General features: G+C 68.2%; 13 protein-coding genes. 10 read left to right on the top strand and 3 right to left on the bottom strand.

The annotated features are described in order from the left end of the window. Positions 1-3 precede the first annotated feature (3 nt). The gene (locus ACO07I_RS25795) at positions 4-2,346 is read right to left on the bottom strand and encodes a xanthine dehydrogenase family protein molybdopterin-binding subunit (protein ID WP_422012538.1); all 2,343 of its coding nucleotides are present in this window, start codon (positions 2,344-2,346) and stop codon (positions 4-6) included. Between the two features lie 281 nt (positions 2,347-2,627). Here ACO07I_RS25795 and ACO07I_RS25800 point away from each other — a divergent pair, with 281 nt between their 5' ends. Continuing rightward, positions 2,628-4,457 carry a serine/threonine protein kinase gene (locus ACO07I_RS25800; RefSeq protein ID WP_422012540.1) on the top strand — a complete coding sequence of 610 codons (1,830 nt, stop codon included), beginning with the start codon at positions 2,628-2,630 and terminating at the stop codon, positions 4,455-4,457. Positions 4,458-4,514: 57 nt separating this feature from the next. Here ACO07I_RS25800 and ACO07I_RS25805 read toward each other — a convergent pair whose 3' ends face one another. Then, positions 4,515-5,108, bottom strand: a complete 594-nt coding sequence (locus tag ACO07I_RS25805; RefSeq protein ID WP_422012542.1) for a hypothetical protein — start codon at positions 5,106-5,108, stop codon at positions 4,515-4,517. A 98-nt stretch (positions 5,109-5,206) separates the two neighbouring features. Between ACO07I_RS25805 and ACO07I_RS25810 the strand changes: the two genes are divergently transcribed. Then, complete coding sequence (locus ACO07I_RS25810; protein ID WP_422012544.1) at positions 5,207-6,151, top strand: SAM-dependent methyltransferase; 945 nt, start codon at positions 5,207-5,209, stop codon at positions 6,149-6,151. On the opposite strand, the gene ACO07I_RS25815 is transcribed toward ACO07I_RS25810, so the two are convergent. After that, entirely contained in the window at positions 6,152-7,066 is a 915-nt protein-coding gene (locus ACO07I_RS25815; protein WP_422012546.1) for a LysR substrate-binding domain-containing protein, read from the bottom strand. A gap of 106 nt (positions 7,067-7,172) precedes the next feature. Between ACO07I_RS25815 and ACO07I_RS25820 the strand changes: the two genes are divergently transcribed. From ACO07I_RS25820 to ACO07I_RS25855, 8 genes are read left to right on the top strand one after another with little or no spacing between them, the layout of a single operon-like run. Next, positions 7,173-8,210 carry an ABC transporter substrate-binding protein gene (locus tag ACO07I_RS25820; RefSeq protein WP_422012548.1) on the top strand — a complete coding sequence of 346 codons (1,038 nt, stop codon included), beginning with the start codon at positions 7,173-7,175 and terminating at the stop codon, positions 8,208-8,210. Between the two features lie 18 nt (positions 8,211-8,228). Further along, positions 8,229-8,855 (top strand): histidine phosphatase family protein, encoded by a 627-nt coding sequence (locus ACO07I_RS25825; protein WP_422012550.1) that lies wholly within the window; start codon positions 8,229-8,231, stop codon positions 8,853-8,855. Then, positions 8,856-9,782 (top strand): ABC transporter ATP-binding protein, encoded by a 927-nt coding sequence (locus tag ACO07I_RS25830; RefSeq protein ID WP_422012552.1) that lies wholly within the window; start codon positions 8,856-8,858, stop codon positions 9,780-9,782. Next, positions 9,779-10,630, top strand: a complete 852-nt coding sequence (locus tag ACO07I_RS25835) for an ABC transporter permease (RefSeq protein WP_422012554.1) — start codon at positions 9,779-9,781, stop codon at positions 10,628-10,630. The genes ACO07I_RS25830 and ACO07I_RS25835 overlap by 4 nt, the downstream gene beginning before the upstream one ends. Continuing rightward, positions 10,627-11,436 (top strand): ABC transporter permease, encoded by an 810-nt coding sequence (locus ACO07I_RS25840; RefSeq protein ID WP_422012557.1) that lies wholly within the window; start codon positions 10,627-10,629, stop codon positions 11,434-11,436. The genes ACO07I_RS25835 and ACO07I_RS25840 overlap by 4 nt, the downstream gene beginning before the upstream one ends. Next, positions 11,426-12,565, top strand: a complete 1,140-nt coding sequence (locus tag ACO07I_RS25845) for an NAD(P)/FAD-dependent oxidoreductase (RefSeq protein WP_422012559.1) — start codon at positions 11,426-11,428, stop codon at positions 12,563-12,565. The genes ACO07I_RS25840 and ACO07I_RS25845 overlap by 11 nt, the downstream gene beginning before the upstream one ends. Next, complete coding sequence (locus tag ACO07I_RS25850; protein WP_422012561.1) at positions 12,546-12,839, top strand: (2Fe-2S)-binding protein; 294 nt, start codon at positions 12,546-12,548, stop codon at positions 12,837-12,839. Before ACO07I_RS25845 ends, ACO07I_RS25850 begins: the two co-directional genes overlap by 20 nt. Beyond that, a complete protein-coding gene (locus tag ACO07I_RS25855) occupies positions 12,839-14,245 on the top strand; it encodes an NAD(P)/FAD-dependent oxidoreductase (protein WP_422018378.1) in 1,407 nt (468 codons plus the stop codon). The genes ACO07I_RS25850 and ACO07I_RS25855 overlap by 1 nt, the downstream gene beginning before the upstream one ends.

The raw sequence follows: 14,245 nt of genomic DNA on the forward strand, positions 1-14,245 counted from the left end.
TCTCTACGCTGCTTTCTTGGCTCGATGGGCGTCGATGGCGGCCCACAGGGAGGAGGCGGTCACGGGCATGTCGATATGCTTCAGTCCCGTGTGAGGATGGATCGCGTCGACGATGGCGTTGATCACCGAGGGCGGCGCCCCGATGGCGCCGGCCTCGCCCGCGCCCTTCACGCCCAGCGGATTGGTGGTGCACAGGCTGTTGTGCATGTCGAAGTGAACATGCGGCACCACGTCGGCGCGGGGCAGGGCGTAGTCCATGAACGAACCGCTCATCAGCTGGCCCGAGTCGGGGTCGTAGATCGTCTTCTCGGTCAGCGCCTGGCCGACGCCCTGGCCGACACCGCCATGGACCTGACCCTGCAACAGCAGCGGATTCAGCGCCGTGCCGAAATCGTCCATGATCGTGTAATTGAGGATCTCCAGCGTGCCGGTGTCGGGATCGATCTCCAGCTCGCAGATGTGGCACCCGTTGGGAAAGGTTGCCGCCTGCGGTGTGCGCGTGAAGGTGTCGTCGAGACCGGGTTTGCCGCCCTCCGGCACATGCTTGGGGTCCCTGGCGGCACGGGCCACGTCGAACAGGCTCATCGTGCGGTCGGTGCCGACGATGCGGAAAGTGGCGTCGGCATATTCGATGTCGCCCACGGCCGCTTCCATCGCGGAGGCGGCGACCAGCTTGCCCTTCTCGATGATGTTGTCGCTGACGCCGAGCACGGCGGCCCCCGCCACCGGGATCGATCGGCTGCCGCCGGTCATGCCCTCGGGCGTGAAATCCGAATCGCCCTGCACGATGCGGATCCGGTCGGCATCGACACCGAGCCGCGCCGACATGATCTGCGTGAAGGCCGTCTCGTGGCCCTGACCGTTGGTCTGGACACCGACGAAAACCGTGATCGTGTCGTCGTCGTTGAACTTGGCGATGGCGCTCTCCGGCGCGCCGCCTGAGCACTTCTCGACGTAGGTGGCCATGCCCATGCCGCGCCACCTGCCCTTGGCCAGCGACGCCGCGCGGCGGGCCGGGAAGCCCGTCCAGTCGGCCTTCTCCATGCCCTTCAGCATGACGTTGTCGAAGTCACCCGAATCGAACGTGTCGCCCAAAGCCGTATTCCAGGGGATCTGGTTGGGCTTCACGAGATTGCGCTTGCGGATCTCGACCGGACCGAGGCCCGTCTCACGGCCGATATGGTCGACGAAGCGTTCCAGCAGATAAGCCGCCTCGGGCCGGCCGGCACCGCGATACGCGTCCGTCGGCACGGTGTTTGTCATCACGCCCTTCACGTTCACGTAGATCGCGGGCGTCTGGTAGAGGCCGGCCAGCATCCCGCTGCCCGCCATGGTCGGGATGAACGCGCCGAAATGGCTGAGATAGGCGCCGAGAGCCGCATGGGTCGTGACCCGCAGGCCCAGGAACTTGCAATCCTTGTCGAGCGCCATCTCGGCCAGCGAGACGTGGTCACGGCCCTGCACGTCCGACAGGAAGGCTTCCTGGCGGTCGGGAATCCACTTCACCGTGCGCTTGAGTTCGCGGCTGGCCCACACGACCAGGGGATATTCGGGATGCACGAAGATCTTCATGCCGAAGCCGCCGCCCACGTCGCCGGTGCGCACGCGCAGCTTGGGCTGGCCGATCTTCAGGATCATGTCGGCGACCACGGGACGAATGACGCTGACGCCCTGCGATGAAACCCACAAGGTCGAACGATCGTCGGCCGGATCGTACTCGCAGATGGCGCCGCGCGGCTCCATCGAGTTCACCACCAGACGGTTGTTGACGATCTCGAGCTTCACGACGCGGTCGGCCTTGGCGAAGGCTGCTTCGGTGCGGGCGCGATCACCCATCTCCCAGTCGAAGACCAGGTTGCCCTTGATGTGGTCGTGCACCAGCGGCGCGCCGGGTTGGGCCGACTCCCGTGTACCGACCGTATGGGGGCGGGCTTCGTAGTCGACCTCGATCAGCTCGGCGGCGTCCTTCGCCTGCTCCAGTGTCTCGGCCACCACCAGCGCCACCGGGTCGCCCACGTGGCGGACTCGTCCCTGGGCCAGCATCGGCCGGGGCGTCTCGCCGCGGGGCGTGCCGTCGCGGTTGGTCACGGGTACGAGACACGGCAGGTCGCCGTAGCCGGCGGCCTTCACGTCCTCGCCGGTCAGGACCAGCAGAACGCCCGGCGCTTTTATTGCAGCCGTCGTGTCGATGCGATTGATGTCGGCATGCGCATGCGGTGAACGCAGCACATATGCCCGCGCCGCCGGGGTCGAGAGCTTGGTGTCGTCCGTGTAACGACCACCGCCGGTGAGGAGACGCGGATCCTCGACCCGGCGTACCGACTGACCAATGCCGAACTTCGCCATGAAATTCCTCCGTGTTGTCCGGAGGTTAACCCGCCGGGAGGGGGCTCGCTACAGGATCGTCCAGACGAAGCCGGCGACGACGACGAGGATTCCGGCACCGAGACCCACCCAGGTTCCGGCTGTGGGCACTCGTATTTCGTTTTCAGCCAGGGGAGGCGAGGCTTCGTCGGAAGCGTTGAAAGCCGGTGCCATTTGGAGACCTCGATTGCGCCTCTGAGCTTGGGCGTGTGCGGGAGGAACGCCCGCGCTCCGGGGACGTTGCCATGCGGGGCAGGAGTAACATGCATATCAAGGACGATCCGGGCGAGAAGCCTGGAGAACCCGTCGGCGTGCCGGCAGCGGACGCTATCGTCGACTATGTCGCGCTGGCGCCGGGGCGCGTGGTCGGCCGTTACGAGGTTCTCGAAGTACTGGGCCAGGGCGGTTTCGGTATCACCTATCGCGTACGCGACACCCAACTCGACCGCGAGGTCGCTCTGAAGGAATATCTGCCGCCGGCCCTCGCCATCCGTCAGGATGGTGCATCGGTCCTGCCGCGCTCCACCGCCGTGGCGGAAGACTTCTCCTGGGGACGCGAGCGCTTCGTGGCCGAAGGCCGGACGCTCGCCAGTCTCCACGACGCGCCGGCCATCGTGAAGGTGTTCGACTTCGTCGAGACCAACGGTACTTCCTACATGGTGATGGAGCTCGTGCGCGGCGGCACGCTCGAGGAACGGGTCAAGTCGACAGGGCCGCTGTCACCGCAGGAAGTCGATACGTTCCTGCCGCCGCTGCTCGAGGGGCTGCAGAAGGTCCACGAGACCGGCTTTCTGCATCGTGACATCAAGCCCGGCAACATCCTGCTGAGCGAGGCCGGCATTCCGACGCTGATCGATTTCGGCGCGGCGCGACTGGCCATTGCCGGCCGGTCCTCGACCATGACGGCGATCTTCACGCCCGGTTATGCGGCGCCCGAGCAGTTCACCACCGGCAAGCAGGGGCCGTGGACGGACATCTACGGCCTGTCGGCGACGTTGCATCACGCCATTACCGGCAAGCCGCCGCCCAGCGCCTTCGATCGCCTGCTGGAGGATACCTACCAGCCGTTGAGGGGCTTGCAGCTCGCCGGCTTCTCGCCGGCGCTGCTTGCCGGAATCGATGCGGGCTTGTCCGTACGCTTCGAGGAGCGACCGCAAACGATCGCCGGGTGGCGTGCAATACTGGGCGGCTCGATGGCCGACGCGAGTGCGACGCTGATCATGCCCCAGCCGGTGGTGCCGCCCACACCGCCCACGCCACCAACGCCGCCGACACCCCCGACGCCTCCCAGCGAACCGTCAGCTCTTGCCGTTGGGCCGAAGACCCGGTCGCGCACAAAGCCTGTGCTGCTCGGCGCCGTTGCCATGTTGCTGGCGCTGGCGGCCGGCGCCTATTACCTGACGCAACCACGGCAGCAGCAGGCGCAGACGACCGAAAGCACGCCGACTGCAGAGGCGCCCGTGTCCGAGAGCACGGCCGATTCCGTCGAGGCCGCGCGCGCGGGTGAGGAGGCGCTCAAACTCATCCCGGCCGATCGCCAGCGCATTCAGGTGATCCTCACCGCGTTGGGCTACGACACGCGCGGTTCCGACGGCACATTCGGCCAGCGCTCGCGCGAGATGATCGCGGCGTGGCAGAAGGCCAAAGGCCAAACGCCGACAGGCTATCTAACGGCGGCTCAGGTGCCGGCGCTGCTGCGCGAGGCGCCGGCCCCGGCCGCGGTTCGCCCCACGACGCCATCGGCATCGTCGACCCCGACCTCCAGGCAGGCCGGCGCCTATGACGGCGTCTATGGCGGCGGCATGTCGAGCAGCGGCTTCGGCCAGGCGTCCGGCGTCGTGACCGCAGAGCTGAGCATCGCCGGCAGTCTTCTGATCGGACGCATCACCCAGCCAGGCTGTGGCAATTCATCCCTCTCGCTCACGGTGTCATCGAATGGTGACATTTCCGGAGGCGGCCGCCTGTACGAGGGGCAGGACTGTTCGGTGGGCGCTTTCACCGCGACCGGCAGGGCGGCCGGTGGCGCCGTGTTGCTCGAGCTGCGTGCGACCGGCGGGTCCATGCGGGGGAATCTCGGCCGCCGAGGCGGTTGATTACGCGCCGCGAGCGGTGCCGGCGAGGCGTCGCCGGCACCGCCGCCCTTGCGAAGGCTACTTCTTCGGCGTGATCGCGACGACCAGCACCTGGGTGTCGATCGCCGTCAGCTTGTCGCCGGTCTTGACGCGCGGCAGCTGGGCGCGGCCTTCCGGCGCCACGACGTTGTAGGTCCTGACCTCGCCGCCATTCGGATTGACGAGCGAGATCGTGTTGGCCGTGGTGTTCACGCCCGTGACCCACCAGTTGGCGACGGTCTGGTCGGCCATGACGCCGGCGGCGCGGGTGCCCGTCGTGGCGGCGGCGGTGACGCTGACGTCGCGGCCGCCCGGGGTGGCCGTGTTCGGGCCGGACAGCACGAAGCTCAGCTTCTCCTCGAACGCCACCGAGACCTGGTCGCCGACCTTGCTGGTGTCCATCTTGACACCGGGGCCGACGTTCGAGGTCAGCGAGCGACCGGCCGGACCGGTGAACGTCACGGTGCGCTTGGCCGGATCGATGGCGCTGATGGTCGCGTCGATCGAGTAGGTGACGACCGTCGAGATGCCGACGATCGGCTGCCCCTGCGCGTAAGCGGCGCTGGTGGTCACGCCGGTGGCGGCGATCGATCCGGCGACCATGGCGGCGAGCAGGAAGCGTTTGGTGAACATGAGACTCTCTCCCTCGTAGTTGCGTAACGCTAGCATGAGGTTTGCCGGATTTTCCATGGCCCGCCTGTTACAGTGAGATTGATTATGTTCAATCTCCCATGACGAACGAACGCGTGACCGCGGCCTATCTCGCCGCCGAAGGATTCGAGAGCCAGCTGCGCGAGGAACTCGGGCGGGCCGGCGTCGCGGTGCGGGCCGAACATGGCCGTCTGCTTTTGTCCGACGCGCCGGCGCACGAGGCCGCCTGGGCCGCCAACATCTGGCGCGATTGCCTTGAATTGCCGGTGGCCTCGATCGGGATGGCGGCAAAAGCGTTGCGCGACATCCAGCGCAACTGGGCGATGTACGCTCCGGTCCATCATCGCCGCGCCGCGCTCATCCAGGAGAAGCTGCCGCACGTTTCGGCCAAGCCCGTGGTTTTTCCCGCCGCTGCGCCGGCCGCGCCGCTGGGATCGTGGACCCTGCTCGCCCCGGACCGGATACTGGCAGCCGCCTCGTGCAGTTCGCCCTTTCCCAACGGCGAGGTCGAACTCGTCGAGGACAAGGTCGGGCCTCCCAGCCGCGCCTACCTGAAGCTCTGGGAGGCGCTGGTGCGGTTGCGGCGCTGGCCGCAGCCGGGCGAACGCTGCCTCGATCTCGGAGCCTGTCCGGGGGGCTGGACGTGGGTCATGGCGCGGCTCGGTGCCAGCGTCGTCGCTGTCGACAAGGCGCCCCTCGATCCCAAGGTGGCGGCGATGCCGGGCGTCGAATGGCGCGGCGAAAGCGCGTTCGGCCTCGAGCCGGAGAGCGTCGGTCCCGTCGACTGGCTGTTCTCCGACGTGATCTGCTATCCGGCTCGCCTGTTGCGCCTGGTCGAGCGCTGGCGGGCGACCGGACTCGTCGGGAATTTCGTCTGCACGATCAAATTCCAGGGCGAGACCGACCACGAGACCGCCAGGGCCTTCACGGCGATCCCCGGCGCGACCGTGCTGCACCTTCACAACAACAAGCACGAACTCACGTTCCTGCTGCCGCTTCGGCCGGCGGGTGTTCCGGCAGGATAGTCAGCGCCGGGGCAGGGAACGCAGGAAGGCGGAGATGTGCGCGCGGAAGCTGTCGATGAAGTCGCGCGCGACCGGGGGCAGCGTGCTCTGCGCGGCGTGGAGGGCGGCGAACTCGAAATGGATGCGCGGTTCGAAGGGCCGCACGACGATGCCGCGGGTCGCGTACTCGGTCGCGGTGAAGGGATCGCACAGCGTGACGCCCGCGCCGGAGCCGGCGAGCGAGCAGGCGATTTCCGAGAGCGGCGTCTCGATCCTCATGACACGCCTCACGCCATGGTCGGCGAACACGCGGTCGATGCGGAAGCGCGACAGCGAGGAATGTCCCAGCGAAATGAAGCTCTCGCCCTCGAAGTCGGCCGGTCGCAGCCGCTTCTTGCGCGCGAGCGGATGATCCTGCGGCAGCACCGCCATGTAGGGGGCGGGCGGCATGCGTTCGAGCCGCACCGCCGCATGCTCGATCGAGCCCTCGGCAAAGCCCAAGTCGCTCTGGCCCTGGGCGACGGACGTGACGACGGCGTGAGACACCAGGCCCGACAGGACGAGATCGAGTTTGGGGCGTTCAACCAGGTAGCTTCCCGCGAAGCGCGGCAGGAAGCCGTTGGCCAGCGCGGGCAGGGCGGCGATCCGCAGGAAGCCGGCCCGGCGCGTGCGCAGCTCGGCGGCCATCTGGGCGATGCGTTCCAGTCCGACGAAAGCGCGCTCGACCTCGGCGTAGAGGGACAGCGCCTCGCTGGTGGGCGCCAGCCCCGTGCCGCGGCGTTCGAAGAGGGTGAGGCCGAGCTGCCGCTGCAGGTCGCGGATCATCCGGCTGACGGCGGGCTGGGTCACGTTGATCAGGTTCGCGGCCATGCTGACGCCGCCGGTCAGTACCACGGCGCGAAAGGCCTCGATCTGACGCGGATTCAGGCTGCGCATGGCTCTTCATAACATTCCGGCATGGACCTTGACGACAAAATGGATTTGACGCCGCGCGGCCCGATATAAAACACTGACGCCGGGGAACTCACGAACGGAGGGGGCAATGACCCGTTTGGCAGGCTTCGGCGCAATCGCCGCTCTGGCTCTACTGGCGGGCACGCTGCCCGCGGAAGCGCAGCAGAAGACTCTTACCGTCGCGGCCTATGGCGGCGTCTGGGACAGCCACCTGCGCAAGGAGGTCTTCCCCGAGTTCGAGAAGAAGCACGGGGTCAAGGTCGAGTACGTCGCCGGCAACTCCACCGACACGCTGGCCAAGCTGCAGGCCCAGAAGAGCAACCAGGTGATCGACGTCGCCATCATGGACGACGGCGTCATGTACCAGGCGATCAAGCTCGGCTTCTGCGCGCCGATCCAGGGCCTCGACAAGAGCGAGCTCTATCCCGCGGCGCTGTTCAAGGACGACAAGGCCGTCGCCGTCGGGCAGACCGGCACCGGCTTCATGATCAACACCAAGGTCTTCAAGGAGAAGGGCTGGCCGATCCCGACCTCGTGGAACGATCTGAAGGATCCGAAATTCAAGAAGCAGCTGGTGATCCCGCCGATCAACAACACCTACGGCCTCTATACGCTCATGATGTTCGCCCGCATGAACGGCGGCGGCGAGAAGAACATCGAGCCGGGCTTCAAGGTGATGAAGGCCGACGTCAATCCCAACGTGCTGGTCTACGAGCCCTCGCCGGGCAAGATGACCGAGCTCTTCCAGTCGGGTCAGGCCAACATCGCCGTGTGGGGTACCGGCCGCGTCCAGGCGCTTGCCAACACCGGCTTCCCGGTCGACTTCATCTACCCGAAGGAAGGCGCACCGATCCTGCTGGCCTCGGCCTGCCCGGTCGCCAAGGCTTCCGTCAATCCGCTGGCGCACGAGATGATCAAGCTGCTGGTGTCGGCGCCGGTCCAGACCGGCATGGCCAAGGAAATGGGCAACGGACCGGTCAACACCAAGGTCGACGTCAACATGCCGGAGCTGAAGATGGCGCCGGTCGGCGAGCGCGCGAAGCTGATCATCGCGCCCGACTGGGACGCCATCAACGCCTCGCGCGACGACTGGACCAAGCGCTGGAACCGCGAGGTCGAGCGCTGAGCGGCCGGGAAACCGATCGTGCATAATCCCGTCTATGTGTTTCGCCATGGCGAGACCGTCTGGAATGCCGAGAAGCGGGCCCAGGGCTTTCTCGACTCGCCGCTGACCGAGACGGGACGGGCGCAGGCGCGCGCCATGGGACGCGCGCTGGCGCTTGAGCTGCGGCAGGCCGGTCACGCGCCCGCGGACGTCGTGGTTCGGGCGAGCCCGCTTGGCCGCGTGCGGGAGACCCTGGCCCTCGCCGCGGAAGAGGCCGGCCTCGCGCATCACGAAGGCTCGTTCGACGATCGCCTGCGCGAGATGAGCTGGGGCGAATGGGACGGGCTGACCGGACCGGAGATCGAGGCGCGCTGGCCGGGCGCCATGGCGGCGCGGCGGCTCGATCGTTGGACCTACGAGCCGCCCGGCGGCGAGAACTACATCGCGGCGTCCGCGCGTGCCCGGGCGGCGCTGGACGATATCGCGGCGCTGGCGATGGAACGTCCGGTCGCGGTGTTCGCCCATGGCGGCATCGGGCGGGTGCTGCGCGGCCTCTTCCTGCGCGTGCCCGAGGCCGAGATCCTCGACATGGACCAGCCGCAAGACGCCTTCTATCGGCTGCACCGCGACACCGCGGCGCGCATCGTCTCGCATGGCGTGGACTAGATGGCGTTCCTCGAACTGGAGAAGCTCACCAAGTCGTTCGGCACGCACAATGCCGTCGACGGATTGACCCTCGGCGTCGAGAAGGGGGAGTTCGTGGCGCTGCTCGGCCCCTCGGGCTGCGGCAAGACCACGACCCTGCAGATGATCGCCGGTTTCGTCGAGCCGACCTCGGGCGCGATCCGGCTGGGCGGCAAGGACCTGCTCGCGATCAAGCCGGCCAAACGCGGGCTCGGCATCGTCTTCCAGAGCTATGCGCTGTTTCCCCACATGACCGTGGCGGAGAACGTGGGCTTCGGCCTCGAAATGCAGGGCGTCGCCGCGGCCGAGCGAAAGACGCGGGTGGCCGAGACGCTGGAACTGGTCGGGCTTGGGGCCTTCGCGACGCGCTTTCCACGGCAGATGTCGGGCGGCCAGCAGCAGCGCGTCGCGCTGGCGCGCGCGCTGGTGATCCGCCCGCAAATCCTGCTGCTCGACGAGCCGCTCTCGAACCTCGACGCCAAGCTGCGCGAGGGCATGCAGATCGAGCTGCGCCAGATCCAGCGCACGGTCGGGACGACGACCATCCTGGTGACCCACGACCAGGCGGAGGCGATGGCGCTGTCGGATCGCATCGTGGTGATGAACCAGGGCAGGGCCGAGCAGATCGGCCCGCCGCACGAAGCCTACGAGCGGCCGGCCACGCCCTTCGTCGCCAACTTCCTCGGCAAGACCAATCTGGTCGACGGCGCCAGCGTGCGGCCCGAGCGGATTTCCTTCGCCGCCTCCGGCCTCGCCGGCACGGTCCGCACGCGCATCTTCCAGGGCAATCACTGGCTCTACCAGGTCGATACCGCGTCCGGTCTCGTCACGGTGATCCGCCAGAACAGCGGCGAGGCGATGCCGGGCGAGGGCGATGCCGTGCAGCTCGCCTGGGAGGGCCGCGCGTGAGGGCGGCGCCGTATCTTCTCTGCGTGCCGGCGCTGGTCCTGTTCGCCGGCGTCGTGATCGTGCCGCTCGCCATGACGGTGCTGCTCTCCTTCCACGACTGGGGCCAGTACAAGGGCATCGAGCCGGTCTTCATCCTGAAGAACTGGCAGGAAGTGCTGGGCGATTCGTACTTCCACGAAATGTTCGCCCGCACCTTCCGCATCGCCTTCTTCGTGACGCTGCTGGCCGCGGTGTTCGGCGCTCCCGAGGCCTACATACTGAACCGCATGCGCAGCCCGTGGCGCGGCATCTTCCTGCTGGTGATCCTGGGCCCGCTGCTGATCTCGGTGGTCGCGCGCACCTTGGGCTGGGCGCTGTTGTTCGGCGGCAATTCGGGGCTCGTGAACAAGGCGCTGATGGGCATGGGGCTGATCTCGGCACCGCTGCCTTTCATGTTCACCGAGACCGGCGTGGTGATCGCACTGGCGCACGTGCTCATGCCCTACATGGTGCTGGCCGTGTGGGCCTCGCTGCAGCGGCTCGACCCGCAGGTCGAGAATGCCGCCGTGGCGCTGGGGGCGGGGCCCATCACCGTGCTGCGCCGCATCGTGCTGCCGCAGGTGATGCCGGGCATCCTGTCCGGCGCGGTGATCGTCTTCGCGCTGGCGGCCAGCGCCTTCGCCACCCCCGCCATCATCGGCGGCCGGCGGCTCAAGGTCGCCTCGACCCTGGCCTACGACGAGTTCCTGAATACGCTCAACTGGCCGCTCGGCGCCGCGGTGGCGGTGCTGCTGCTGCTGGCCCTGATCGCCATCGTGTGGGGCGCCAACCGGCTGGTCGAGCGGCGTTACGCCCAGGTGTTCGCATGAGCCGCAACGGCCCGATCGCGCTCGCCTACCATGCACTGTTCGTGGCCTTCATGCTGGCGCCCATCCTGGTCGTCTGCTTCGTGGCCTTCACGCCCGAGGGCTACCTGTCGTTCCCCACCGACCGCTGGTCGCTGCGCTGGTTCTACGCCATCGCGCAGTATCCGGAGTTCATCTCGGCCTTTTGGCGCAGCCTGTGGCTGGGCGCGATCTCCTCGGCGATCGCGGTGGGCATTTCGGTGCCCGCGGCGCTGGCCATCGCGCGCTATCGCTTTCGCGGCCGCGAGGCGCTGACGGCGCTGTTCATGTCGCCGCTGATGATCCCGCATCTCGTGCTCGGCATCGCCTTCCTGCGCTTCTTCACCGAGATCGGGCTGGGGGGCACCTTCGTGGGCCTCGTGCTGTCGCACATCGTGGTCGTCCTGCCCTTCGCACTCAGGCTCACACTGGCCTCGGCGGTCGGACTCGACCGCTCGATCGAGCATGCCGCCATATCGCTCGGCGCCTCGGAAAGCGTGGTGCTGTGGCGTATAACCCTGCCCCTCGTATTGCCGGGCTTGGTCAGCGGCTGGGCGCTGGCTTTCATCAATTCGTTCGACGAGGTGACGATGACGGTGTTCATCGCGGCGCCGGGCACGGAAACGCTGCCGGTCCGCATGTTCCTCTACATCCAGGACAATATCGATCCGCTGGTGACCTCGGTGTCGGCCTGCGTGATCGCCATCACCGTCCTGGCGCTGCTGGTGCTCGATCGCGCCTTCGGACTGGAACGCCTGCTCATTGGAAGGAGCGCCGGGCATGGCCGCTGAAGCACGGGCCGCTGACGAATTCGACGTTGCCGTGGTGGGCGGCGGGCTGGTCGGCGTCGCCACGGCCTGGGGCCTGTCGCGCGAGGGCTGCCGGGTCGTCATCCTCGACGAGGGCGACCGCGCGGTGCGCGCGAGCCGCGGCAACTTCGCGCTGGTCTGGGTGCAGAGCAAGGGGCTCGGCCTCGCGCCCTATGCCGGCTGGACGATCCGCTCGTCCAACGCCTGGCGCGGCTTCTCCGATCTCCTGAAGCAGGAAACCGGGCTCGACGTTTCGTTCCAGCGGCCCGGCGGTTTTCACCTCTGCCTGTCCGAGAAGGAACTGGAAGCCCGCGCCAACGTGCTGAAGCGCCTGCACAACCAGTCCGGCATCGTCGACTACAAGACCCAGATCCTGACCCACGACCAGGTGAAGGCGATGCTGCCAGACATCGGGCCGGAGGTCGTGGGCGGCAGCTTCTGCGAGCTCGACGGCCATGTGAATTCGCTGCGGCTGTTCCGCACCCTGCACGCCGCTCTCAATGCACGCGGCGTCACCTATCGGCCGAGCCACAGGGTCGACAACATCGTCCGCGAGGGCGGGGAGTTCCGGCTCACGACGACGCAGGGCGAGGTCCGCGCGGCCAAGGTGGCGCTGGCGGCGGGGAACGCCAACATGCGCCTGGCGCCCATGGTCGGCCTCTACTGTCCAATGAGGCCGGAGCGCGGCCAGATCGTCGTCACCGAACGGCTGCGGCCCTTCCTCAACCATCCCGTCGTCACCCTGCGCCAGACCGACGAGGGCACGGTGATGATCGGCGACTCCAAGGAAGAGAGCGTCGACCCGAGCGGTCTCACCATCGGCGTCAGCGCCACCGAGGCCGAGCGCGCGGTGCGCCAGTTCCCGCTGCTGGCCAACGTGAACGTGGTGCGCACCTGGAGCGCCATTCGCGTCATGACCCAGGATGGCTTCCCGATCTACGACCAGTCGCAGACCCATCCCGGCGCCTTCACGGTCTGCTGCCATTCCGGCGTGACCCTGGCCGCCAACCATGCGCTCACCATCGCGCCTATGATCGCCCGCGGTGCGCTCGACGCTTCGCTCGTCGCCCCGTTCAGTGCCCGGAGGTTCCATGTTCAAGAGGCTGGCTGAGAGCGGCCCCGCCGTCGTCCTCACCGTCGACGGCAAGAAGGTGAGCGCCCGGGCAGGGGACACGGTCGCCTCCGCGCTGCTGGCCGCCGGCATCGATCATTGCCGCACCACGCCCGTGACCGGTGCGCCGCGCGCGCCCTACTGCCTGATGGGCGTCTGCTTCGACTGCCTCGTCACGGTCGACGGCGTCGGCAGCCGCCAGGGCTGCCTGATACCCGTGCGCGAGGGCATGAAGGTCGAGACCCAGCTGGGCCGCCGGGAGGCCGGACGATGATTGCGGCGGCAGACCTCGCATCCTCCTACGAACTCGTCGTCATCGGCGGCGGGCCGGCCGGTCTTGCGGCCGCCGCGCTGGCCGCACGGGCCGGCGTCTCGACCGTGCTGTTCGACGAGAATCCCGGCGTCGGCGGTCAGATCTATCGCGCCATCACCTCCACGCCGGTCAAGGACCGCGCGATCCTCGGCGAGGACTATTGGGACGGCGCCGCCCTGGCCGACGAGGCGAAGGCGAGCGGGGCGCTGATCGTCAACGGCGCCACCGTGTGGAGCCTCGACCGACAGCGGCTGGTCGGCGTGTCGATCGGCGGCAAGGCGCGCGTGATCGAGGCCGGCAGGGTGATCATCGCCACCGGCTCGCAGGAGCGGCCGTTCCCGATTCCCGGCTGGACCCTGCCGGGCGTGATGACGGCAGGCGCGGCGCAGACCGCTCTCAAGGCGCAGGGCCTCGTCGTCGGCGGGCGTACGGTCATGGCGGGGAGCGGGCCACTGCTGTGGCTGCTGGCGGCGCAGACCCTGCGCGCCGGCGGCACGATCGACGCCATCCTCGACACCACGCCGCGACGTAACTGGCTGCAGGCGGCGGTCCATCTGCCCGACTTCGCGCTCTCGCCTTACTTCGCCAAGGGGCTGGCGCTGTTGCGCGAGGTTCGGGCCAAAGTGCCGGTGCATCGCGTCGATACGATAGAGGCCGTGGGCACTGACCGGGTGCGCGAGGTCGTCTTCTCCGGCGCGGGCGGCACCCGGCGCCTGCCCGTCGACCTGCTGCTGCTGCACCAGGGCGTGGTCCCCAACGTCAATCTCGCCAATGCGGCGGGCGTGGCGCATGTCTGGAACGACCGCCAGCTCTGCTTCGTGCCGGTGCTCGACGCCGATTTCGGCAGCTCGGTGCCGGGCATCGCCGTGGCCGGAGACGGGGCGGGCATTGCGGGCGGCACCGCCGCCGCCGAGCGCGGGCGCATCGCCGCCATCGCGGCGGTGCGCGCGCTGAAGCCCCAGGCCGCCGTGCCGGACACGCAGGCGATCCGTCAGAGGCTGCAGCGCGAGGAAATGGGGCGCTCCTTCCTCGACTGGCTGAACCGGCCGGCCGATGCGTTCCGGATGCCCGTGGGCGAGACGATCGCCTGCCGCTGCGAGGAGGTCACCGCCAAGCAGGTCCGCGAGACGGCCCGGATGGGCTGCGAGGGCCCGAACCAGATGAAGGCCTTCCTGCGCTGCGGCATGGGTCCGTGCCAAGGCAGACTGTGCGGCCTCACCGTTACCGAGCTGATCGCCGCCGAGCGCAAGGCGACACCCGACGAGGTCGGCTACTACCGCCTGCGCCCGCCGGTGAAGCCGATCACCCTGGCCGAGCTCGCCTCGCTGCCGATCAGCGAGGCCGAACGCAAGGCGGTGGAGCGCTAG

This window comes from Reyranella sp. (assembly GCF_965227665.1).
Classification (GTDB): Bacteria; Pseudomonadota; Alphaproteobacteria; order Reyranellales; family Reyranellaceae; genus Reyranella.

What these genes read in the sequence shown, in the direction of transcription:
- ACO07I_RS25820 (WP_422012548.1), top strand. Translation starts at nt 7,173, where the DNA reads ATGACCCGTTTGGCAGGCTTCGGCGCAATCGCCGCTCTGGCTCTACTG.
- ACO07I_RS25815 (WP_422012546.1), bottom strand. Translation starts at nt 7,066, where the DNA reads ATGCGCAGCCTGAATCCGCGTCAGATCGAGGCCTTTCGCGCCGTGGTA.
- ACO07I_RS25850 (WP_422012561.1), top strand. Translation starts at nt 12,546, where the DNA reads ATGTTCAAGAGGCTGGCTGAGAGCGGCCCCGCCGTCGTCCTCACCGTC.
- ACO07I_RS25840 (WP_422012557.1), top strand. Translation starts at nt 10,627, where the DNA reads ATGAGCCGCAACGGCCCGATCGCGCTCGCCTACCATGCACTGTTCGTG.
- ACO07I_RS25800 (WP_422012540.1), top strand. Translation starts at nt 2,628, where the DNA reads ATGCATATCAAGGACGATCCGGGCGAGAAGCCTGGAGAACCCGTCGGC.
- ACO07I_RS25805 (WP_422012542.1), bottom strand. Translation starts at nt 5,108, where the DNA reads ATGTTCACCAAACGCTTCCTGCTCGCCGCCATGGTCGCCGGATCGATC.
- ACO07I_RS25830 (WP_422012552.1), top strand. Translation starts at nt 8,856, where the DNA reads ATGGCGTTCCTCGAACTGGAGAAGCTCACCAAGTCGTTCGGCACGCAC.
- ACO07I_RS25845 (WP_422012559.1), top strand. Translation starts at nt 11,426, where the DNA reads ATGGCCGCTGAAGCACGGGCCGCTGACGAATTCGACGTTGCCGTGGTG.
- ACO07I_RS25795 (WP_422012538.1), bottom strand. Translation starts at nt 2,346, where the DNA reads ATGGCGAAGTTCGGCATTGGTCAGTCGGTACGCCGGGTCGAGGATCCG.
- ACO07I_RS25810 (WP_422012544.1), top strand. Translation starts at nt 5,207, where the DNA reads ATGACGAACGAACGCGTGACCGCGGCCTATCTCGCCGCCGAAGGATTC.